Source organism: Psychroflexus sp. ALD_RP9, from assembly GCF_017311165.1.
Lineage (GTDB): Bacteria > Bacteroidota > Bacteroidia > Flavobacteriales > Flavobacteriaceae > Psychroflexus.
The window spans coordinates 813,306-836,855 of sequence record NZ_CP062973.1; the positions used below are offsets into that span (position 1 = coordinate 813,306).

The following is a 23,550-nucleotide window of genomic DNA, read 5'->3' on the forward strand; positions in this document are numbered from 1 at the left end:
CTTAGACTATTTTTTCTAAAAACGGAACTTTTGGGTTTAATATTTCAGATATGAGTTGATCTAGCTCTAGCTTAAATTGCTCTAAAACTTCAGCTGAAATATCAGAGTTCCCTTTTGTTTTATTGTATTTGAGCTGAAATTCCATAAAACCAGATTTCAAATTCTTAAATGAAATAATTCCTGCTGTAAGTGGTAGTGAGATTTCATCTTCAACTAGTAAGGTATAAAATAACACCTGAAAAGCTTTACTGTATTTGTAATCACTTGTAAAACCTTCCCAATCTTTTTCAGCTTTTAAATGTGAAGGTTCTACTTTACCTGTTTTATAGTCTAAAGTACGATATTTCCCATTAATTTGATCTATACGGTCTACAGTTCCTTTTAATTTAATTTTTTGTCCTGATTTAAGTTGAAAAGCCTTTGTTTTGGTTGATTCAACTTTTATTAATTTGATGTCTTGCATTTTTGCTGCTGTTAATTCGAGCTGCAAAAAGCGTTTAGTTTGTTGTTTGGCAATTTCAAATATGAGTTTATTTTGGCCGTGTTTTATGGCGTTGACATCAAATTGTTCTGAAAATTGCTGAATTAAAACAGACTCATATGTATTTAGAAACTCTTTAATATCTTTAACCGTAATTGGCTTCCCAATATGATTTTCATAGAGTTTTTCTAAAGTATTGTGTACAATAGTACCATGTGTTTTATATGAAACTTCTTCTTCAATTTCATTTTGGTCCTTAATACCTAAAAGGTAGCGCTTGTAGAAATCTATTGGATTTCTGATATAAGTAGTCAAAGCTGAAGGTGAAATCCCGCTATTAAATAGTCGGTTTAATTCTGATATCATTTCAGGTGTTTTATGAACTTCCTGCAGTTTATTTTCTTGCATAGTTGCATCAGCAGACACATTATATTTTTTAATAGTATGCTTAGGTTGTCTAAAAATCTCTAGTTGAGTTACAAATCGACTTTGTTCTGCTTTTTGTAAACCTTCAGCCTCTACATTAAAAAGTAAATGAGCTGTTTTGGTACGCTGTAATAACCTGAAAAAGTGATACGCATAAACATTGTCTTTTTCTGTATAAGTTGGCAGGCCATAATTTTGTTTTAAATCGAATGGTAAATACGAATTTTGAGATTTTCCTGATGGTAAAACACCTTCATTAATCCCAGTTAATATTATAGTTTCAAAATCTAATACGCGCGTTTCCAGCATTCCCAATATCTGAAATCCTTTATCGGCTGAGCCTTTGAAGTCTATACTTTTCTTAGATAGAATTGATTGGTATAAACTCTTAAAGCTTTTAAAGGATATTGTAAAATTATAAGTTGTAAGTATTGCTTGGATTTCTTCGAAAACAATGGCAAATTCTTCCAATAAAAATTGCATTCGCCTACTCAAGTTGTTATGATTTAGTAATGAAGAAATTAGACTTAATGTAGACTCTAAAAAGTGTCTTACATCGGTTGAGGTATTTAAGCTAAGAGTTAATAGCTTATAGAAGTTATCTGAAAGTCTAAGCTTTTTTGCCAGTTCGGAAACTTCAACTTGTAATAAATTGTTATCTAAAATATATTTATTAACCTTAGAAACTTCAGTAGAATAAAGCTGTTTTATAAGGTTATGGTTAATAATTTTCAACAAATCTTTATAATACAAATGCTCACTCGACTTGAGTTGTAAAGCAATTAAATCATTAAAAAATGGACTAAGTATTGACTTCGATAAGCTTAAGCCCATTGTAATATTTGCTTTCTCTATTGAACTTGGTAATGCATTGATTATGGGTTGTAATAAACTTTCATCACCTAAAACTAAAGCTGTATGTTCGAGTTGCTCGGATGGCATTTTTGATAAAATTTGAGCAACAGCTTTGGCTTGGCCAATTTGCTTAGAAACCTGATATATGTTAATTGCTTTAGAATCTACAAAGCTTGAATTTGTTGGCTGAATAGGGTTTCTACTATAATATGGCCAAGTGTTGTAAGACCTTATAAATTCTGCTGATTTATGATTTTTTAATAGATAAGCATCTATATCCCAATAAGCTGTTGCATTACCTGAATCAAGCATCATTTTAAAAATATCAATTTCACAGGTATTAAGAGCATTAAAGCCTACTAAGAAAAAATAGTTTTGTGTTTGGTTTAGATATTTTTTGCAATTAGATTTTGCTAATCTATATGCTAAGCCTTGATAAGCTTTAGACTGATGTTGCAAATGATCTACAAAAGCAGTGTAATATTGAGGTAGCTGTTCCCAAAATTTTAAATATTTTTTTACTAAGTCTGACTTATTTTGTGCATTAGACCAATGCTCTATATCTTTTATATCGCTTAAGTGTTTAAACAATTTTTCAGCATTAATATCATATCTATCAATCTCGTTAAAATCATGAATTAAAGTTTCAGCCCAACTATAAAAATTCTCAAAATTTTCAGCTTGGTCTTTTTGAGTGACTGATAAATAAGCTTGATAAAACTGAAAGATACTTTCGGTGTGATCAATAATTTCAACCTCAGCCAAGTTTGCTATAAAACTTTCTATACTTATAAACTCAGGTAGAATTATAGGTGAATCTAATTTAGCAAAAAGCTTTTTTTTACAAAGATTAGCCGCTCTTTTACTCGGAAAAATAAGGCTTGAATGTCTTAAATCTTGGGTAATAATTGATTCTACAACTTGATCTAAAAAAGTATTCATTAAAAGGTAATTGATAGTATTAAAATGCTTTGCTGAACTTAGGTTTGAAGTTAATAAAAGCTTTTTAAAACTACATAATTTAAACTACATCATCTAAATTTTTGATATAAAAAAACCACCTCGTAGAGGTGGCTTTAAAAATTAAAAGTTTTAACTATTTAACTAAGTTAATTTCAACTCTTCTGTTTTCAGCTCTACCTTTTCTAGTTTTGTTTGTTGAAACTGGCTGAGTTTCACCATAACCTTTAGAAGAAAGTCTAAATGCGTCTACACCATTTTCAACTAAGTAATTTTTAACCGATAATGCACGAGCCTCAGAAAGCTCCATGTTATTTTTAGCACTACCAACGCTATCAGTGTGTCCTTCTACTGTAAACTTAGCGTTTGGATATTCGTCTAAAATTGCTAAAATTGCTGTAAGCGCTTCTTCAGATTGCTTTGTAATTGTTGTTTTGCCAGTTGCAAAATTTATTGTTTTTGCATAGTCATTTAATTCTTTTTGGACCTCTTCAGTAACTTCAGGACAACCATTGTTAGAAGATGTTCCTTCAACTTCTGGACACATATCGTCTTTATCTAAAACGCCATCTCCATCAGTATCTGGCCATGGGCATCCATTATTAGCTTTAGGGCCTTTTTCATTAGGACAGTCATCATTTTTATCAGCGATCATGTCACCGTCAGCATCTGGACAACCGTTTAAAGCTTCAGAGCCTGCAGTATTAGGACATTCGTCCATTGGATCTGCGATACCATCTCCATCAGAATCAGCACAGCCATTAAACTCAGCTACACCTGGTGTGTTTGGACACTTGTCATCTTTATCTTGTATACCATCAGCATCTGAATCTGGGCAACCATTAAAGTCTTTTAATCCTGGAGTAGTTGGGCACTCATCATATTTATCATAAACACCATCATCATCAGTGTCTTTACCACCAAAGGCAACTTTCAACCCTAAAGAATGTTGAAATAAATCCATTCCAGAATTTTCAAAAGCTGTAAAGTACATAGATTCAGCAGTAATTGCCACCTTATCTGACAACCAAAAATTAGTACCAATTCCAGTGTTAAATGTTGCTTCACCATTACCATCAATCCAGTAATAACCAGCACCAACACCTAAATAAGGGTCAAACCAATCATAACCATTGATGATTTCCTTAAAACTATATTGAACATTACCATTAAAAGAAAGAAATGATAAATCATCTGCAGGAACGTCTCCAATTTTATCGATTTGATTTATAGAACCATTTAACTCAAGAATAAAGCCATCACCTAAATACTTACCAACAGTAAGCTTAGAAAATGAAGGAATGTAATTCCAGTGATCTGTTAAGTTGTAAAATTCGTCTAAAAAATTTTCACTAGACATAGTTCCTTCACCCATACCATTTCCTGTTGGGTAAAAATCTACAGCATTAGTTCCTATACTAATCGCCCAAGGATTGTCTTTAGTTTGCGCATGTACTGTAACACCAATAGCAAGTAATAAGATTAGTGCTAATTTGTTTAAGTGTTTCATAATTATTTAAATTAATTAAGTTTAGACCACAAATGTAGTTTATTGAATTGTTTTAACAAATTAATTTTGATATTTATAACAAAGCAACTAATTGATAACTTTTAGCTGTTTACCTACCTTTATGAAGGCTTTTATTGCTTTATCTAAATGCTCTTGCTCATGAGCTGCCGAAAGCTGCACACGTATTCTTGCTTTACCTTTTGGTACTACAGGATAAAAGAAGCCAATCACATAAATACCTTCTTCAAGTAATAGCTTTGCCATTTCTTGAGACAACTTTGCATCGTATAGCATCACTGGAACTATTGCCGATTCACCGTCTATAATATCAAAACCTGCTTTTTTGAGTTCTTTTTTAAAGTAATTGGTATTTGCCGTAAGTTTCTGTCGGAGTGAAGTATCGTTTTCTAACAGGTCGAATACTTTAATCGAGGCTCCTACAATTGAAGGTGCAAGAGAGTTTGAAAACAAATAAGGCCTTGACCGTTGACGTAACAACTCAATAATTTCTTTTTTGGCAGTTGTGTAACCACCCATGGCACCACCTAATGACTTACCTAAAGTTCCTGTGATGATATCTATTCGGTCTAAAACTCCTTTTTCTTCAAGAGTTCCAATACCTTTTTCACCGATAAAACCGGTGGCATGACATTCATCAATCATCACTAAAGCTTGGTATTCATCAGCTAAATCGCAAATTTGATCAAGCGGTGCAACTAAACCGTCCATTGAAAAAACACCATCGGTTACAATTAAAATATTACGCGCCCCATTTTCTTTAGCGGTTTTTAATTGCTGTTCTAAATCAGCCATATCACCATTTTGATAACGATATCTCGCTGCTTTGCAAAGGCGTACGCCATCGATTATTGAAGCATGATTAAGAGAGTCTGAAACAATAGCATCTTCTTTACCTAAAAGTGGTTCAAATATACCGCCATTTGCATCAAAACAAGCAGCATATAATATAGTATCTTCTGTATTATAAAATTTAGCAATTCTTGCTTCTAATTCTTTATGAATATCTTGTGTTCCGCATATAAAACGCACACTTGACATCCCAAAACCATGAGAATCTAAAGTGTCTTTTGCTGCCTGAACAACTTCTGGATGCGATGATAAACCTAAATAATTATTAGCACAAAAGTTTAAGACTTTTTGCCCTGTATTTAAAGTAATTTCAGGTCCTTGTGGTGAAGTTATTATGCGTTCGTCTTTAAACAAACCATCTTCTTTTATATTATGAAGCTCCTGTTCTAATTGTTTTTTTAGTTGTTCTGAATACATAGATTTATTTTTTTACAAATTTACAAATTTATCAACTCAATTTGGTCTGAAATATAGACCAAGATTAAAGCTGAAACCTTATAATTCATCGACTCGAAAATACTGGCATATTGTTTCAGCTGTTGTTCATGCTGCTTACTTTTATCACCAGTTTTATAATCAATAATAGCTACTTCGTTATCTTTGATGCAAAATTTATCTGGTCTAAAAACCTCACCTTTACTAAAAATATCACGTTCATTATAGCTCTGCCATTCTGATGAAAAAAAGGCTGCTAGTTTGGGGTGCAATACAACTGTATTGAGCTGTTGCTGTATAAAATCAAGATCGAGATGGTCAGCGTTTAAAGTTGAAATAACTCGAGTGATATCACTTTCAGTATAGATTTTAGCCAGTAAATCATGCAGCATTAAGCCGTAACTTATGGCTTCATTTTTAGTTTTTTGCTTGGCTTCATCAACTAGTTCGACTTCTAATTTATCTTGACCTGAAAACTGAAGTTGAAACTGTTCTGAATCTTCTTCAACTGAAGTTTCAGGAATTGTTTCGCCTATTACATAAACGTCATTTTCTCCTTGAATTCCTTCAACTTCAATATAATTTTTAAATAAATTCGAAATAGTCTTTGTTGTGGATTTAGATTCGTTTTTTGAAAAAATATGGAGCTCTTTTGATGCTCTTGTTAAAGCGACATATAACAGGTTTAAACTATCAAGTTCTTTTTCATAAATTAAGTTTTGGTAAGCTTGCTTATAAAAATCAAGGCCTGAAAAATTGCTAGGCTTCTTTATTAAACCAAAAGGAATTTTAAATTTCTCATCAAGTGGTAGCCACAGATGAGATTTACTCGTATCATGGTAATTCTGGTTAGCAAAAGGAAAAATAACAACTGGAAACTCAAGGCCTTTACTTTTATGAATGGTCATAATGCTTACGGCATTGAAACCTGACGATGTTGAAATACTCTTAGAGCTAGATTTTAACTCCCAATCACTTAAAAAGGCATCTAAATCATTATCCTTATTCTCACCGAACTGAAAAACCTCATCTAGAAAAAACTGGACATAAGCATTGCCTTTTATGTTTAGTGAACTTAAACAATATTCTACAGCATTATACAAACCTAAACGCTGAAATTTTTGAAGATTAAAATTGATATCTATGGCGTTTAATGCTTTTATGAATGATTTAAAATCGAGCTGCAACATGCTTTTATGAGTCTTAAAATCGAGCTCGAGAGATTGATTTAAAAAGTGATGTTTAAGAAAGTGATGTTTTGCTTCAATATTTTCATGATCGACTAAATAAGTTAAAAAATTAGTCAGCTCTTGAACTTGCGAGTTTGCAGTAATAAGCAAAGTTTCAGAAGACATCACGTTGATATCTCGGGATTTTAAGTAGTTTGCAATTGAAATTCCTTCGTCTTTTTTTCTCACCAAAACACAAATTTGGTTGAGTTTAAAACCTTGTTTTATTTTTTCAGTGATACTGTCGTAAACTTCAACAGGATAAATTTCATGCTCATCGGCTTTTGTTTTGGCATTTATAAACTTAATTTTTACTAATCCTTTACCATTTTTACTGGGGATTTGTTTTAACTTATCATTGCTGTAAATTTCATGAATTAACGGACTCGACATTTGTGATTTTGCTAATTCAAAAAATCGATTATTGAAATTTACTATTGTTTTGGTGCTGCGATAATTAGAACCTAAGGTTAAGGTCTCAGGCGGAACTGGAATACTGGTTTTTCCTTTAATTAAATTCATAAATTGATGCACATCACCACCACGCCATGCATATATAGATTGTTTAGGATCACCGACTAATGTTGCTGTACCTTGCTCTTGATTATAACTGGTTCCTAAAGCGTTTTCGACTAGAGGCGTTAAGTTTTGCCACTGCATAGTTGATGTGTCTTGAAATTCATCAATAAAATAATGCAGAAATTTTTCACCTAGTCGCTCGTAAATAAATGGTGTTGGCTGATCTTTAATTTGATTATTAATTTTTTGATTAAAATCTGAAATTAATAATATATTTTTCTCCTGTTTTAAAAGCTCAAGTTCAGCTTTTACTAAATGAATAACAGATAGTTGAGTTATAGATTCATAAAGCTTTTCATTTACTCTAATTCGTGCACTTATAAGCTTACATTGATTGTAAGCTTCAACGATTTGAGGTGATAAATTTTCTAAGGTTAATTTAACCTTATCAGGCGTTTTTTTGTTGTAGTAGGTAGATGAATCATCAATAGTCTTCATCCAATTGGTCTCATCAAATTTAAGATCCTTTTGTTTAGCACCATTAATTATTTTTTCAAAAAAATTTGGTATTGAGTTTCTTGTAAACTCTGTTCTAACATCATGCGCATTAAACACTGCTAATATTTGCTTGGAGACTTCAACTTGTTGAACTTCGTATTCGTTAATTTGAGTTTCTAAATTTTGTTTTACTTCAATAAAATCTTCGATTGAAAAGCCTTCTAAAGCTTCAATATAAGGTAAATCATTCTCACTTAATATCAAGTTTACCGTTTCAAGAATATCGGTTTTAATATTGCCGCTTTTATCATCGTTTACTTTCTCAATCGTAAAGTCTATAAGAACTTGCGTTAAAGTTTCATCAAAACCAACGCGATTAATTAGCCGGTCAACTGCTTCAGCCAGTAGCTCATTGGCTTCAAGTTCAACATCAAAGTTGATAGACAAGTTTAAATCTTTTGCAAATGTCCTAATTACTTTATGTGTAAATGCATCAATTGTAGAAACTTCAAAAGCCGCATAATGATCAAGTAAAAATCGTAGTATTTTTTTAGATTTAGAAATGACTTCTTCAGGCTGAAGGGCAGTTTTTTTGACAACTTCTTTAAATAAATCTGAGGTTTCATCATCAATATTATAAGCTGAAAACTCTTTTAAGCTATTCAAAATTCTTGATTTCATTTCACCAACAGCTTTATTGGTAAACGTTATTGCTAAAATATGCCTAAAACTGAAAATATTATTTGAAAGTAGTAACTTAGATAGATAATTTAAACTTAAGGTAAAGGTTTTACCAGAACCTGCTGAAGCATTATAAATAGTAAAATTAGATTGTTTTTTCATAAGCCTCTAAAGTACAATTTTTTTGTATCAAAGCAATTAAAACTAAATGACTAAGACATTTGATTTTAAGTATTTTATAACATCATAATATTTAATAAATGAAGCATTCTACTTACATTTGAATAAATCTAATTAATAATAAAACAAAAATTATGGCATTCGAATTACCAAAACTAGATTATGCTCATGATGCACTTGAGCCACATATCGACGCAAAAACTATGGAAATTCACCATGGTAAACACCACAATGGATATACTACTAAATTAAATGCAGCCATTGAAGGTACAGATTTAGAAGGAAAATCTATTGAAGAAATTTTAAAGAATTTAGATCATACAAATTCTGCCGTTAGAAATAATGGTGGTGGATTTTACAATCACAGTTTATTCTGGAAAGTCATGTCTCCAAATGGAGGTGGCAAACCTAGCGGTGACTTAGCAAATGCTATTGATAAAGCCTTTGGAGATTTTGAAAGTTTTAAAGAGGCTTTTTCTAAAGCTGCTGCAACACAATTTGGTTCAGGTTGGGCTTGGCTTTGTGTTCATGAAGGTGGCCAAGTTGAAGTTTGTTCTACTCCAAATCAAGACAATCCTTTAATGCCAAATGTTGGTTGTGCAGGTACACCAATCTTAGGTATCGATGTCTGGGAACACGCTTATTATTTAAACTATCAAAACAAAAGACCAGATTATATTGAAGCTTTTTTTAATGTAATTAATTGGGATGAAGTTTCTAAAAGATACGAAGCTAACAAGTAGTTTGAGCGCTTAAAACCTAAAACCATCTGTTAATCACAGGTGGTTTTTTTGTTTAAATAGTTTTTTATTCGCTCTGAAATTGTGCTTGGCAAGATACTTTCAGCAACATTTTCGTAACCATCAATCATTTTATTGCCATATACCGAAAGTGGAAGAAGAGGAAATTGATTTAAATCTGGTAAAAAGCAATCATCTTTGCTTTGTCTAAATGGCGCAAAACCAGCTGCAGGATGAGTTGTAACCCAGACCGTCATCACTTTAACACCAAACATTGCTGCCAGATGTCCATTTCCACTATCCATTGATAACATTAAATCTAAATTTGAAATTAAGGCCAACTCATCTTCAAAATTAAACTTTCCCGCCACAGAAAAACAATTATGATAAGAATTAGAGAGCTGATTTAAGGCGCTAACTTCAGCTTTTCCACCACCAAATAATAAAATCTTTGTATGTGGTGCTAATTCTGTAATGACTTTGTCTAAGAGATTTAATGGATATTGTTTAGGTTTGTGAGCTGCAAAAGGCGCTATACCGATGACTACTTCTTCATTAAGATTAAACGGAATTTGCTGAAGAGTTGTATTTGGCACTGTTAGCTTTTGATCAAGATTTAACTTAGATAAATCAATCTTCAATTTATAACGTTTTAAAGCTGAAGCATAGCGTTCGTGAGTAGATTTAAGCGCTTTCAGTTTTTTATTAGAATTCAGTTTTGTTAATGCGCGCTTTTGTTTACGACCTTTTCTAAAACGCCTGTAATCGAAGCCACGTAATTTTAAAAAACCGCAAATTAAACGCGAGCGCAATACATTATGTAAATCAACAATATAATCGGGGTTTAACTGACTAATTTCAGAAGACAATTGCCATAAACCCTTAATACCCTTATGCGTAGACTTAAGCTTTGCCTCGATGACATTTACTTCTGGTAAATGCAAAAAAAGCTTTCCAAAGAAAGCTTTCGTTACAATTGTAATTTTTAAGTTTGGGTTTTGCTGTAATGCCGCTTTAACAACTGGAACTGTCATTGCTACATCACCCATTGCCGACAATCGAATTAATACCAGGTGTTGGCGTGATTTCATTATTTTTTGCTTCGTAAAACAGGATTTAACTCGTCGTCGTTATACATTTTCATTTGCTTGTAGACTTTCATGTATTTTTCACCTTTAGCAATATCGTCAAGTAGTTGGTCAATAGCTGTAGATAAATCAGTACGTTGTTCAACTAAAATAGCTAGTTTATTTTGGCAAGCTTTTTTGTGTTCTTCTGATGCATCAGTTCGGTTAGACTCTTCAGCCATGTGATAGATTTTTAATGCTAAAATTGAAAGTCTGTCGATTCCCCAAGCTGGACTTTCGGTATTAATTTTAGCATGAGGTTTAACTTGAACATCTTTAAACTCATCAAGAAAATAGCTATCAATAAATTCAACAGTATCTGTACGATCTTGATTAGAAGCATCAATTTTTCTCTTAAGAATCAAAGCATCTTTAGCATTAATTTCTGGATCACGAATTAAATCTTCGTAATGCCATTGCACAGTATCAATCCAGCATTTACGAAATAATAAATGTTCTATTAAATGCGAGTTTCGATTATAAGGATTATTAAAATCTTGATCTACACTGTCTTTTATATGATAAGTGTCTATAACTTCTTTAAAAATTTGATTGGCCTGCTGTGAAAACATAAATGATTAATTTTAATAAATATAAAATTGTAGCTTAAAGTATTTTATAACCTAGGTAGACGCCAAAGTGATTATATTTTGAAGCAAAACCTACGATATCTTCAATCTCTCGATTAAATGAATATTTTAACTCAATACTATATTTGTTGTTAAGTTCATATCCTAGGTTTAAGCCAAAGCCAAAAATATTTTTAACATCAAAATTAAAAACAGCTCGAGGTTCAGTATTATTTGAAATAAAGCGTGCTTCAAGAGTTGAATCTAGGTTAAGTGCAAATATTCCTGAACCTGCTATAAATAAATTACTATTCGAGTTTAACCTAAAATACTTTTTAACTCCAATAGGCACTTCTATGGCTTGATAATCTACAAAAACTTCAGCACTTCGACTTGCTAATCCAGGACCTTGTTCAACAACAGGACTTCTCGCTGTCGAAGAATTTGAAACATAAGTAGGTTCTATAAATATTGAATAACTTTTAGATCTAAACGGTAATAAAAACTCAAATTCAACTCCAAACGAAATATTTGTTTGTCTATCTGGGCTAATTTCATATTTGAAGTTTTCGAAAGCTGTGAAATCTGAAGTTACTTGACTAGTTATCACCCCTAGTTTTGGTCTAATGTTAAATTCTATGCGCTCGGTATCTTTATTGTACAAAACTAATGCATCATCAATTTCCTTACACTTAAAATGTGCCTTTAACAAATCTAACAAATCGTCGGCTTTGTATTCATATTTTCTATATTTACTAGCCTCTAGGCAATCTAAAGATCGGTATAGTTGATTTCTGAACTGATTATTAGCAAAAATTTTACCTTGCTTTACATATCTATGATAAATAAGCGTGGTGATCTCGTCATCTTGAGATAGCAGATAATTCGGTATGTAATTATAATAAACTTGATAAAGTTCAATTGAATTTGATTCAGCAAGAACCTTTACAAAAACTGTCTTTTCAATTATTTTTGGCTCTTTAGTATTACTGAGTTTTTGATCTTTTATAGCTGATGTATTTAATTTTACATTCGCACTCTTATATTTTTCACCATCTACCATGAAATAGTCTACTTCATCTACGCTAAAAGATTCTGTCTTAGCGTTTTCATTCAATTTAAAATCAATTTGAGTAAAAGCATCTCTCCAATTAACATCATTAATTAAACCTTTTCTTACAAAACCATCGGAGAATACAATTTTACCAGATTTTAGATTATTTTGAGAAATTCCAAATATTGGAAGTAAGACGAGAATAAAAAAAAACTTTTTCATTTGGTTATATTTAATTAAAATCCCAAATATACATAAAAGTTAACCTAATCCAACATCTAAAGTCATCATCACTAAAAAGCCGCCAATGAAGCCTAAAGTTGCAATATCAGTATTACGTTCAAGTTGTGATTCTGGTACAACTTCTTCTATTACGACAAAAATCATAGCTCCTGCTGCAAAGCATAGTGCATAAGGTAAAATTGGCTCGAAGGATAAAACAGCCCAAGCACCTAATACAGCTGCAAAAGGTTCAACAATAGCAGATAAGTGACCATAATGGAAACTTTTCCAGCGGCTTAGGCCGAGACCACGCAAAGGCATTGCTACTGAAAAACCTTCTGGAAAGTTTTGTAGGCCAATCCCCAACGCTAAAGCTACTGCACCACCAATACTAGCGCCTTCGAGACCTGCAGCCGCTCCGCCAAACAATACACCAACTGCCAAACCTTCTGGAATATTATGTAATGTAATTGCTAACGTAAGTAGAACAGATTTGTGCCATTTTGTTTTTACGCCTTCTTTTCTATTTTCCTTAAAATTAATGTGTAGATGAGGTAGAACTTTATCTAAACCAAAAATAAAAAGTGCACCAAGTGAAAAGCCTACAAAAGCAGGAATTACTTTTATAAAACCTTCGCCTTCACTCATTTCAATTCCCGGAGCTAATAAACTCCAAAAGCTAGCCGCAACCATAACACCACCGGTAAAACCAAGCATTCCATCAAATAGTTTACGGTTCATACTTTTAAATAAAAACACTAAGGACGCACCCAAACCTGTTACTAACCATGTAAATATTGTGGCAATTAAAGCGGCCATGACAGGGTCTTGGGATTCAAAAAAAGATATTACATGTTCCATCATCATACTTTAATATAAATGTTAATGGTCACCATCGTTGAGACTCTTAAGGTTTGGTCTTCAATTTTAATGAGCATAGACCCATCAAAATCCTCTTTATCGAGTACTTCTATAGATTTACCTAAAGCAATATTATTTTTATCTAAATATTTCAAAAATTCTGAAGAACTATCTTTAACACCTACTAAAGTTCCTTTTTCACCTTTTGAAAGATCCGAGAGTAAGGTTTTATTAGATACTTGAAAATTACCCTTAGCATCTGGTATTGGGTCACCATGAGGGTCTCGTTTAGGATAATTTAAAAATTTATCTAATTCTAAGATTAATTTTTCAGACTTGATATGTTCTAATTCTTCAGCGACTTCATGCACTTCATCCCAGGTAAAGTCCAGTTTTTCGACTAAAAACACTTCCCATAACCGATGTTTCCTTATAATTTGTAAGGCTGTTTTGCGTCCAGTTTCGGAGAGATAAACACCTTGATATTTTTTATAAATGACTAAGTTTTTATCTGATAATTTTTTAATCATATCAGTAACAGATGAAGCTTTGGTCTGCATTTCTTCTGCTAATGCATTTGTACTGACACCTGATTTTGGGTGCTTTTGTAGATGAAAAATCGCTTTGATATAATTTTCTTCAGATAGTGAAAACATATATAATTTTTAAATAAACAAAATTAATAATTTTATTTACATATATTAAATATTTAGCTGTAAGTATTTAAATTTTTAGTCTAAGCTAAAAATTAAAGGTATTAACTTCTTAAGAATCAAAAAAGACTAGTTATGTTTGTCTGCACCAAAAAGTTATCATGTTATGGAAATTTCACTAACTACACCAGCACTTCTTTTTCCTGCAATTTCACTATTGTTACTAGCCTACACAAACCGATTTTTAACTATTGCAGGATTGATAAGAAATTTACATAAAAACTATTTAGAAAAACCAGATGTTAACATTAAAGCACAAATTGGCAATTTAAGAAGACGTGTTTATCTCATAAAAAATATGCAAAGCTTCGGCATATTTAGCCTATTGCTTTGCGTGTTAAGTATGTTTCTTATTTATGAAAATCTACAAACTTGGGGAAGTGTTGTCTTCGGAGTATCGCTGGTGCTTCTTATGGTCTCACTTATTTTATCAATTGTTGAAATTCAAATAAGTGTGAAAGCTTTAAGCATTCAACTAGAACGCATGGAAGACTAGTCTTTTAACAAATTAACTAAGGCTTGATTTTGTTGGTTTCTTGCAATTTGTAATGGTGTTTTACCTGTTTTGTCTGCAATAGATTTATCAGCATTATTTTTTAATAGCAACTTTACTAAGTCGATTCTATTAAAAATAACAGCAAATGCCAAAGCAGTTTGACCCTGCGAATTTTGGATATTTGGGTTTGTACCTTTATTTAATAGCAAATCAACCATATTTTGATGATTTTTAAAAACTGCTCCCATTAAAGCTGTATTTCCAGACCCATCTTGAGCATCTATATTTGCACCTTTTTCTAAAAGAAGTTTAGTGGCTTTAATTTGATTATTGTAAACTGCTAACACCAAAGGCCCAAAACCCATAGCATTAGTTGAATTTACTGACTCAGGATTTGATTTAACTAAAGCTTCTATTTGATTGACATCACCATTCCTAGCAGCATCAAAAATACTTTGTGCATTTGAAGTTGATAATCCTAATATTAAAAGTAAGCTTAAATAAATATTTTTCATCTGTTATAAATTAAAAAAAAGGGTCAATTAAGACCCTTTTTAAGTTATTACTACATTATTTATAAATCTAGATTTTTCTTAGCAAGATACCAAGAAGTTTTTTCTACAGATTCATCAGCTAAACGAGCATTATATTCGTCTAAGTTTTTTGGTGGTGGCACAATTGCTTTATCTCCTTTTTTCCAATCTAACGGACAGGCAACGCCATGCTTATCTGATACTTGTAAAGCTTCTAGTGCTCTTAAAATTTCGTCCATATTACGTCCAACATTTAGGGGATAATACATCACTAATCTAATTTTTTTTGTGGGATCTATAAAAAACACTGCTCTAACAGCTGCTGTTTCACTTTCATTTGGCTGTAACATGCCGTATTTTTTAGAAACTTTCATGTCTATATCAGCAATGATTGGGAAGTCAAAATAAACTCCTGTTGTTTGTTTGACATTGTCTACCCATCCTAAATGTGCGTGAATACTATCTATACTTAAGCCAAGAAGTTCTGTATTGAGTGCATCAAACTCAGCTTTACGAGTCGCAAAACCACTCATTTCGGTTGTACAAACTGGCGTAAAATCAGCTGGGTGAGAAAACATTACAATCCACTTATCTTTGGCAAAGTCAGACATTTTAATATTTCCTTTGGTTGTAACGGCTTCAAAATCTGGAGCTTGATCTCCAATTCTTGGCATTGTATTAAATTCTGTAATTTGATTTTCAGTATCCATAATATTTAATTTTTAAATTATCTGGTTACAAATTTAATAGGATTAAACTATTAAAAATTATTATTTCAATTGATTTAACTTATAGTGATATAAGACTTTCCTCAAAAATGATTTTTGTCATAAATACCTATAAACGTATGCCTTGTAGTAACTTAGGTTACACTTTCTAAATCTATAGTCACTTAAATTTGCTCTAAATTAGAGAAAATGAAATTTTTAATTTATAATCTATGTTTAGTTTTCAGTTTAGGTCTTTGGGCACAAGAGTCTGTATACTTAAACTTAGATACTTTATTAAATAAAGTTGAAAGTAACAACTTAAAACTTCAAATTTCAGCGGCTAAAACTATTGCTGCAAAAAGTGAGTACCAGCAGTCTAATGCTGTTTTTTTACCGAATATTTCGGCCAACTACAGTATAATTAGCACAACAAATCCGCTTATGGCTTTTGGCTCAAAACTAAATCAAGAAATTTTAACGCAAAATGATTTCAATCCAGCTTTATTGAATGATCCAGATCGTATAGAAAACTTTTCAACAACTATAAGTGTTGAACAAGGTTTACTTAATTTTGACAAGTTTGCTGAACGAAAGGCTGCTAAATACGCCTATTTAGCACAACAGTTCCAAGGCGAACGACTTAAACAAGCGTTGCGACTTGAAGCTAAAACAACTTTTATGCAACTTCAATTAGCATATACAAGCCGAGATGTCATGAAAAAAGCTCTTAAAACAGCTGAAGCATATTTAAGACAAATTACTAATTTTTATGATGAAGGCTTAGTCCAAAAAGCTGATGTATTAGCCGTAAATATTCGTGTGAATGATTTGGAAACTAAGCTTGACCAAGCTGAAGCTAGCATTAAAAACATATCTGATCAATTAGCTTTCTTAATGCAAGACAATTCTGAAGTAATTTATATCCCTAATAGTGATCTCAATTTAAAACTACACCAAAGCAATCATCAAAATTCACTTGAGTCAAGAGCCGATTTACAAGCCATCAATCTAGGTGTTAAAGCGCAAGAGCAATTACTAAAATCAAACCAGCTTAACTACTTACCTCGCCTTAATGCCTTTGGTAATTTACAGTTGTTTGATGACGAATTTCTTCAAGCTGATGCGCAAGGCTATTTAGTGGGTGTTCAGTTAAAATGGGATATTTTTAAAGGTTACCAACGTATTGCTAAAACCAAAACAGAGAAAGCTAAACTTAATGTTGCAAAATTAGAAGCAAAAGCCTACCAAGATGAAGCTCAAATCGAAATTAAGTCTACAAAACGTCAACTTAATAATCTTAGTAAGGCCATCACAACAGCTCAAGTAAGCGTAAATCAAGCTAAAGAAGCCTTACGTATTATCGAAGACCGATTTAATGAAGGACTTGAAAAATCTAGTGACGTATTAGCTGCTCAATCAAAAGTCGAGTTGCAAGAGCTTAAATACTTCCAAACCATATTCAATTATAATTATACAAGCTATTACCTCAATTTTTTAACCAACAATTAATCCTATGAAATCTATTTATACAAGTCTCGTTATTCTAATCTTAGCTTTTTTAGTAAGTTGTAATTCAGAAGAAAAGAACACTTCAAAAACATCAACCGAACCAATTACAGTTCAAGTTGAAAAAGTAAGCGCTTCTAATAACAATACATTACAAACAAGTGGAAAGATAAAGGCCGTGAATCAAGCGCAAATAAGTACCCGAATAATGGGTTATATCGAGTCTGTTCCTGTAAAAGTAGGACAAGAAGTACAAAAAGGCGATGTATTAGTCCAACTTAACAGTCAAGATTTAATAGCCAAAAAAGCTCAAGCGCAAGCTCAAATTGCTAAAGCTAAAAGCCATTTACTAAACCTTGAAAAAAATTACAATCGCTTTAAAAACTTATTAGATAAACAAAGTATTAGTCAAAAAGAATTTGACGACATTAAAATGGCTTATCAAATGGCCAAAGAAAGCTATAACGCAGCTCAACAAATGCAAGCTGAAGTTAATGCACAACTCAGTTACAGTATTATTAAAGCACCATTTAATGGAACGATAACAAACACCTTTGCAGAAGTAGGCAACTTAGCAAAACCAGGTGAATATTTAGTTGAAATTGAGAACAACCAAATTTTTGAAGTAAGTACAAGTTTAGCGGAGAGTCAAATTAATAGGATTAATATAAAAACTCCAGTTGAAGTAAACGTACAAAGTATCGATGCTAAACTTTCAGGTCAAATTACTGAACTAGCGTCTTCTGCAAATACAGCAGGACAATATGCAGTGAGCATTCAGCTAAACTCAAGTCCAGAAACTTTGAAATCTGGCATGTACGCTACCGTAGAATTTCATGTAAATAAGTCTACAACACCTCAACTCTACATCAAATCAGATGCAATTGTAAAACAAGGTGAATTAAGAGGTGTTTATACCATAAGCTCGCAAAATACTGCCGTTTTAAATTGGCTAAAACTTGGTTCTAATAAAGGTGGTTTAACTGAGGTGATTAGTGGTTTATCAGCAAACGAAACCTATATCACTACAGCTGAAGCTAAATTATATAATGGTGCTCCAATCGAGCTAAAGTAAAGAACTATGAAAGAAGGAATTGCAGGCAAAATTGCCAAAGGATTTATAGATTCAAAACTAACTGTCTTACTCATGATTGTTTTTATGATCATCGGGGTTTACAGTTCGTTTTTAATTCCGCGTGAAGAAGAGCCACAAATAGACGTGCCAATGGCCGATATTTTTGTAGGTTATCCTGGAGCAAACCCAACTGAAGTAGAATCGCGCATCACCAAACCACTTGAAAAAATTATTTCTAATGTTACAGGTGTAAAATACGTGCATTCCTCTTCTATGGCTGGGCAAAGTATGATGATTGTTCAATTTTATGTAGGCGAAGATATTGAGCGCTCTTACGTAAAATTGTATAATGAAATTATGAAGCATTTTAACGAAATGCCTCAAGGCGTCACACCGCCATTAATTAAAACACGCTCCATCGACGATGTTCCCGTATTAGGATTAACCTTTTGGAGTGAAACTTATAATGACTACGAGCTTAAAAAAATTGCACAACAGGCCAAACAAGAGTTTAAAACCATTACCAATGTGTCTTATGCCGATATTATTGGTGGCCGTGATGAAGTTCTAAATGTTGAGCTTCAGCCATCACAAATGCTAGCTACTGGTGTCGATGCTTTAAGCATAGTTCAACATATTAAAGCAGCAAATCATCAACTTCAACTGGGTGCAATTAGCCAAGCCAATACGGCTTTTAAATTAAAGACTAATGGCTTCTTCCGTAGCGCTAAAGAGATCGAAAACCTAATGATTGGACAGCATAACGGGCTGCCTATTTATTTACATCAAGTTGCAAATATAACTCAAGGTCCAGAAGATGCGCACCAATACACAAGCTTTGGTTTTGGCGCAGGAGATACAGATATGAAATCTAATTTTCAATCTGAATATCCTTCAATAACCTTAGCTATTTCAAAACGAAAAGGAGCAGATGCAATGAAAATTGCTGACCAAGTTTTAGAAAAGGTTGAAACCCTAAAACAGACGACAATTCCAAATGAAGTAAAAGTTGAAGTAACTAGAAATTATGGTGAAACCGCTTCTCAAAAAGTGTCCGAATTACTATTGCATTTAATAGGAGCCATTATAGCCGTTACTATTGTAGTAATGTTAGCTATGGGTTGGCGTGGCGGATTAGTGGTCTTTTTATCAGTGCCCATCACATTTGCATTAACACTATTGAGTTACTATTTATTAGATTATACACTAAATAGAATTACGCTTTTTGCATTAGTTTTTGTTACAGGAATTGTTGTAGACGACTCTATTATCATCGCCGAAAATATGCACCGGCATTTTAAAATGAAACGTTTACCATTTAAACAAGCAGCACTTTATGCCATTAATGAAGTTGGCAACCCAACTATTTTAGCAACCTTTACCGTCATTGCTTCGGTATTGCCAATGGCTTTTGTAAGCGGTTTAATGGGACCTTACATGAGCCCAATGCCTATAGGTGCTTCAATTGCAATGATTTTATCTCTTTTTGTTGCATTAACCATTACGCCATACCTTGGGTATTTATTTTTACGGGTTAAATCAAATGAAGTTGAAACAACATCAGAAAACGAATCTGAAACAACAGGAATTGAATCGACTAAGATTTACAAACTTTATAATGCTATTGAACGGCCGCTACTTGAAAACAAGAAAAAATCAGCTTTAGCGATTCTAGTTACTGCCATCATCCTTTTTGCTTCAATCGGCTTATTTTTCACAAAAAGTGTATTAGTAAAAATGCTACCGTTTGATAATAAAAACGAGTTTCAAGTAATTGTTGATTTACCCGAAGGCAGCACTTTAGAAGAAACAGCCAAAGCCGTTAAAGATATTTCGCAATACATCGCTCAGCAAGATCAAGTCGTAAATTATCAAAGTTATATTGGTGCCGCCTCGCCTATTACATTTAATGGTTTAGTAAGGCATTACGATTTAAGACAAGGCGAAAACATGGCCGATATTCAAATAAATATTAAAAACAAAGACAACCGAGACCTGCAAAGTCATGATATTGCCAAGCTTATGCGACCTGGTATTCAAGAGGTGGCAAAAAAACATAATGCTAACGTAAAAATTGTTGAAGTGCCACCAGGACCACCAGTTTTATCAACAATTGTAGCTGAAGTTTACGGGCCAACACAAGAAAAACGTATTGAAATTGCCAAGCAAATAAAGCAGATTTTACTTGAAACACAAGATGTTGTTGATGTTGATTGGCGGGTTGAAGCTCCACAAATTGAATACACTTATAATATTAATAAAGATAAAGCCTCAAAATCAGGTATTGCTACTCAACAAATTGTTCAGACTTTAGGTCTAGTTGTTGGCGAACAAGCCATCAGTGCCATTTATGATCCAGATGCAACAGAACAGATTTTAGTAAAGCTAAGTGTTGAAGATGCTGATAGAAACCTACAAGACATTAACCAACTACATATTACATCACAAACGGGCGCTATGATTCCTATTGAATCTTTAGTTACTTTAGAAGAAGGTGAAATTGAAAAAAGTCGTTATCGTAAAAACCAACAAGGCTTGGTATATGTAACAGCAGAAATGGCTGGAGAATTTGAAAGTCCAGTTTACGCCATTTTAGGAATGTCCGAAAAGCTTAAGGACATCAATTTACCTGCAGGTTACGAATTAAGTGAACTTTACCTTGGGCAACCTGAGAATACCGATGATTTTACTGTAAAATGGGATGGAGAATGGCAAATCACGCTTGAGGTCTTTAGAGACTTAGGCTTAGCTTTTGGTGGTGTAATTATTATTATTTATATGCTAATTGTAGGCTGGTTCCAAAACTTTAAAACACCTATCGTCATGATGGTGGCCATACCGTTATCTATGATAGGTATTATTATTGGTCATTGGATCATGGGTGCTTTTTTCACAGCAACTTCATTTATCGGAATGATTGCCCTAGCAGGAATAATGGTACGTAACTCAGTGCTATTAATCGATTTTGTAGACATCCGATTAAACGAAGGCATCCCACTAAAACAAGCGGTAATAGAAGCAGGTGCAGTTAGAACAACACCAATTTTATTAACGGCTGGAACAGTTGTCATAGGCGCATTTGTAATCTTATTCGATCCAATATTTCAAGGTCTAGCCATTTCACTTATGGGCGGCACGATTGGGTCTACATTCTTAACCTTACTTATCGTACCATTAGTCTATTATTTAATAATGAAAAACAAAGTAAAATAACATATCATGAGAGAACGTATTATTAGAGCCATTGCTGGTAGTTTTATACTTATAAGCATTGCCTTAGCGATTTATGTCAATATTAATTGGCTCTGGTTTACAGCTTTTGTAGGCGTAAATCTATTACAGTCGTCGATCACTAAATGGTGTTTGATGGAAGACATATTGAAAAAATTTGGTGTAAAATAAATTGATTCAAAATGAAATTAATGATTTTAACTAGCGTATCTAGCTACGAAAAAGATATTTTAAAATTACTAAAGGCTGCTAATATCGAAGCCTTTAGTAGCTCTGAAATTGATGGTTACAAAGCTAACAATCAACTTATTGCAACCCAAAGTTGGTTCCCAATGACTGCAAGTGGTAGTGAATCACTTTTATTTTTCTCATTTACTAAAACCGAACAACTAAATAAAGTTATTGATTTAGTAAAAGAATTTAATAGAAACCAAGCAGAAAATAATCCTGTAAGATTAGCCGTCTTACCAGTTGAAACTTATGTTTAAATAAAAACTTAACTTTTTTGAAGCTTTAATTGCATCCCTGGTTGAAGTTTAGAAGACGAAAGTTTATTAATCGACTTTAAATCTTCTATGCTAACTTCTGGAAATTTATTTGCAATACTCCAAAGCGAGTCACCAGATTTAACAGTATAAATTACATCACTGTTAGAGTTAGAACTGTTAAGTTTAGGTTTTGATGATTTAGTCTTAGTAGAAGTTTCTACGTAATCTGGGCTTTTAGGGTAAACCCATAAACGCTGTCCTATTTTTAATCGGTTAGAGCGTAAATTATTCCAACGCTTAATTTGACTTATCCGAACACCAAATTTATTAGCAATTTTACCTAAATAATCACCAGATTTTACACGATATTTTATACGATCTTCAGCCTTATTATTTTTAGGAAGCGGTTTAGCATCAAGTGCAATAGATTGCTTAGCAAAGTTGTAAATTTTATCTTCATTAGCGGCGTAGATACCTGCAGCTTGATATGGCAATCTAATGTAATAATCTTTATTTTTTTCAAAAGGAACAATTCCTAATTTATAACTTGGATTTAGAAACTTTAAGTAATCTCTGTCTACCTGAGTAACTTCAGCGATATGCTCTAGTTTAACAAGTTGTTTTACTCTAATTGTGTCGGTAGCATAATATAACTGTTGAGGCTTTTCAACAACAAGTTGATGTTCTTCAGCATATTCAAATAAATACATCATAGCCTGAAAAGATGGAACATAGCCTGCCGTTTCACGCGGCAAAAAACGTCTTAATTCCCAATAATTAGTTTTGCCACCGCTACGTCTTATTGCTTTTGAAACATTTCCAGGACCAGAATTATAAGCCGCTAAAGCTAAATCCCAATCGTTAAAAATACTGTAAAGTCGGTTTAAATATTTAGCTGCAGCTTCGGTCGAAGCTAACGGATCCATACGTTCATCAACATAACTACTAACATTTAAATCAAACATTTTTCCTGTTGGGTACATAAACTGCCATAATCCCGTAGCGCCAACAGGTGATTTGGCTCTTGGATTTAAAGCAGACTCTACTAAAGCTAAATACTTCATTTCTAACGGAATGTTATACTTAGCAAAAATTTCTTCAAACATCGGAAAATAAAAATAACTCAAGCTAATAAGACGCTCTGTGCTTTTCTGTTCTCTCTGAAGGTAGTAGTTAATAACACTTTCTAAACTTTCATTATATTCTATTTTAAAAGGTGTTTTTTCATTTAAATCTGCTAAACGCTGCTTTAAAGTCTCAGTAGGGACTTGCTTTACAGCTTTGCGATTTATTAAGCTATCTGTAATGCTTGAATGCAACTTATCAAACAATTGTGTGTCACTTAAAGCCTTTTGCCACCGCTTATCAAGCTTAATAGTTTTAACGTAATCATAGAATACATATCGCAAACTATCTTGTACGATTTCATTAAATTGTTGCACACTTAATGTTTGAGCTTTGTCTTTATGTGCAGAACTATTTTGGCTAAAACCAATATTTACACTTAATATAGTGATAGTAACAAATAAAAGGTACTTCATAGAATTATAGGAATTGCAAATTATTCTCAAAAATACAATA

The 23,550-nt window shown here is 32.7% G+C and carries 19 protein-coding genes; 7 read left to right on the forward strand and 12 right to left on the reverse strand.

What is annotated here, in order from left to right:
• Position 1 precedes the first annotated feature (1 nt).
• From IMZ30_RS03885 to IMZ30_RS03900, 4 genes are all read right to left on the reverse strand, one after another.
• Positions 2-2,704 carry a PD-(D/E)XK nuclease family protein gene (locus tag IMZ30_RS03885; protein ID WP_207039225.1) on the reverse strand — a complete coding sequence of 901 codons (2,703 nt, stop codon included), beginning with the start codon at positions 2,702-2,704 and terminating at the stop codon, positions 2-4.
• Between the two features lie 154 nt (positions 2,705-2,858).
• Positions 2,859-4,232, reverse strand: a complete 1,374-nt coding sequence (locus tag IMZ30_RS03890; protein ID WP_207039226.1) for an OmpA family protein — start codon at positions 4,230-4,232, stop codon at positions 2,859-2,861.
• 87 nt (positions 4,233-4,319) lie between these two features.
• A complete protein-coding gene (gene kbl, locus IMZ30_RS03895) occupies positions 4,320-5,519 on the reverse strand; it encodes a glycine C-acetyltransferase (RefSeq protein WP_207039227.1) in 1,200 nt (399 codons plus the stop codon).
• A gap of 20 nt (positions 5,520-5,539) precedes the next feature.
• A complete protein-coding gene (locus tag IMZ30_RS03900) occupies positions 5,540-8,626 on the reverse strand; it encodes a UvrD-helicase domain-containing protein (protein WP_207039228.1) in 3,087 nt (1,028 codons plus the stop codon).
• A 152-nt stretch (positions 8,627-8,778) separates the two neighbouring features.
• On the opposite strand from IMZ30_RS03900, the gene IMZ30_RS03905 reads away from it, so the two are divergent.
• Positions 8,779-9,387: a superoxide dismutase gene (locus IMZ30_RS03905; protein WP_207039229.1), complete on the forward strand. Its 609-nt coding sequence runs from the start codon at positions 8,779-8,781 to the stop codon at positions 9,385-9,387.
• A 29-nt stretch (positions 9,388-9,416) separates the two neighbouring features.
• Here the strand turns inward: IMZ30_RS03905 and IMZ30_RS03910 are convergent, their stop codons facing one another.
• From IMZ30_RS03910 to IMZ30_RS03930, 5 genes are read right to left on the reverse strand one after another with little or no spacing between them, the layout of a single operon-like run.
• Positions 9,417-10,475, reverse strand: a complete 1,059-nt coding sequence (locus tag IMZ30_RS03910; protein ID WP_207039230.1) for a glycosyltransferase family 9 protein — start codon at positions 10,473-10,475, stop codon at positions 9,417-9,419.
• Entirely contained in the window at positions 10,475-11,083 is a 609-nt protein-coding gene (locus tag IMZ30_RS03915) for a DUF4254 domain-containing protein (protein WP_207039231.1), read from the reverse strand. Before IMZ30_RS03915 ends, IMZ30_RS03910 begins: the two co-directional genes overlap by 1 nt.
• A gap of 34 nt (positions 11,084-11,117) precedes the next feature.
• On the reverse strand, positions 11,118-12,356 hold the full coding sequence (locus IMZ30_RS03920) for a hypothetical protein (RefSeq protein ID WP_207039232.1): 1,239 nt from the start codon (positions 12,354-12,356) through the stop codon (positions 11,118-11,120).
• Positions 12,357-12,395: 39 nt separating this feature from the next.
• Positions 12,396-13,217 (reverse strand): ZIP family metal transporter, encoded by an 822-nt coding sequence (locus IMZ30_RS03925; protein ID WP_207039233.1) that lies wholly within the window; start codon positions 13,215-13,217, stop codon positions 12,396-12,398.
• A 2-nt stretch (positions 13,218-13,219) separates the two neighbouring features.
• Complete coding sequence (locus tag IMZ30_RS03930; RefSeq protein ID WP_207039234.1) at positions 13,220-13,873, reverse strand: metal-dependent transcriptional regulator; 654 nt, start codon at positions 13,871-13,873, stop codon at positions 13,220-13,222.
• A 163-nt stretch (positions 13,874-14,036) separates the two neighbouring features.
• Here IMZ30_RS03930 and IMZ30_RS03935 point away from each other — a divergent pair, with 163 nt between their 5' ends.
• A complete protein-coding gene (locus IMZ30_RS03935) occupies positions 14,037-14,426 on the forward strand; it encodes a DUF2721 domain-containing protein (protein ID WP_207039235.1) in 390 nt (129 codons plus the stop codon).
• Here IMZ30_RS03935 and IMZ30_RS03940 read toward each other — a convergent pair.
• Both IMZ30_RS03940 and IMZ30_RS03945 read right to left on the reverse strand, forming a co-directional pair.
• Positions 14,423-14,941, reverse strand: a complete 519-nt coding sequence (locus IMZ30_RS03940; RefSeq protein ID WP_207039236.1) for an ankyrin repeat domain-containing protein — start codon at positions 14,939-14,941, stop codon at positions 14,423-14,425. The two genes, IMZ30_RS03935 and IMZ30_RS03940, sit on opposite strands and share 4 nt — an antisense overlap.
• 59 nt (positions 14,942-15,000) lie before the next feature.
• Positions 15,001-15,669 (reverse strand): peroxiredoxin, encoded by a 669-nt coding sequence (locus IMZ30_RS03945; RefSeq protein WP_207039237.1) that lies wholly within the window; start codon positions 15,667-15,669, stop codon positions 15,001-15,003.
• A 207-nt stretch (positions 15,670-15,876) separates the two neighbouring features.
• Here IMZ30_RS03945 and IMZ30_RS03950 point away from each other — a divergent pair, with 207 nt between their 5' ends.
• Genes IMZ30_RS03950 through IMZ30_RS03970 form a run of 5 tightly spaced genes read left to right on the forward strand, consistent with a single transcriptional unit; the run spans position 15,877 to position 21,969 of the window.
• On the forward strand, positions 15,877-17,178 hold the full coding sequence (locus IMZ30_RS03950) for a TolC family protein (protein ID WP_207039238.1): 1,302 nt from the start codon (positions 15,877-15,879) through the stop codon (positions 17,176-17,178).
• 4 nt (positions 17,179-17,182) lie between these two features.
• Positions 17,183-18,250 carry an efflux RND transporter periplasmic adaptor subunit gene (locus IMZ30_RS03955; RefSeq protein ID WP_207039239.1) on the forward strand — a complete coding sequence of 356 codons (1,068 nt, stop codon included), beginning with the start codon at positions 17,183-17,185 and terminating at the stop codon, positions 18,248-18,250.
• A gap of 6 nt (positions 18,251-18,256) precedes the next feature.
• Complete coding sequence (locus IMZ30_RS03960; RefSeq protein WP_207039240.1) at positions 18,257-21,463, forward strand: efflux RND transporter permease subunit; 3,207 nt, start codon at positions 18,257-18,259, stop codon at positions 21,461-21,463.
• A gap of 6 nt (positions 21,464-21,469) precedes the next feature.
• Positions 21,470-21,652 carry a DUF2892 domain-containing protein gene (locus IMZ30_RS03965; protein WP_207039241.1) on the forward strand — a complete coding sequence of 61 codons (183 nt, stop codon included), beginning with the start codon at positions 21,470-21,472 and terminating at the stop codon, positions 21,650-21,652.
• An 11-nt stretch (positions 21,653-21,663) separates the two neighbouring features.
• Positions 21,664-21,969 carry a hypothetical protein gene (locus tag IMZ30_RS03970; RefSeq protein WP_207039242.1) on the forward strand — a complete coding sequence of 102 codons (306 nt, stop codon included), beginning with the start codon at positions 21,664-21,666 and terminating at the stop codon, positions 21,967-21,969.
• Between the two features lie 8 nt (positions 21,970-21,977).
• On the opposite strand, the gene IMZ30_RS03975 is transcribed toward IMZ30_RS03970, so the two are convergent.
• On the reverse strand, positions 21,978-23,510 hold the full coding sequence (locus IMZ30_RS03975; protein WP_207039243.1) for a LysM peptidoglycan-binding domain-containing protein: 1,533 nt from the start codon (positions 23,508-23,510) through the stop codon (positions 21,978-21,980).
• Positions 23,511-23,550 lie beyond the last annotated feature (40 nt).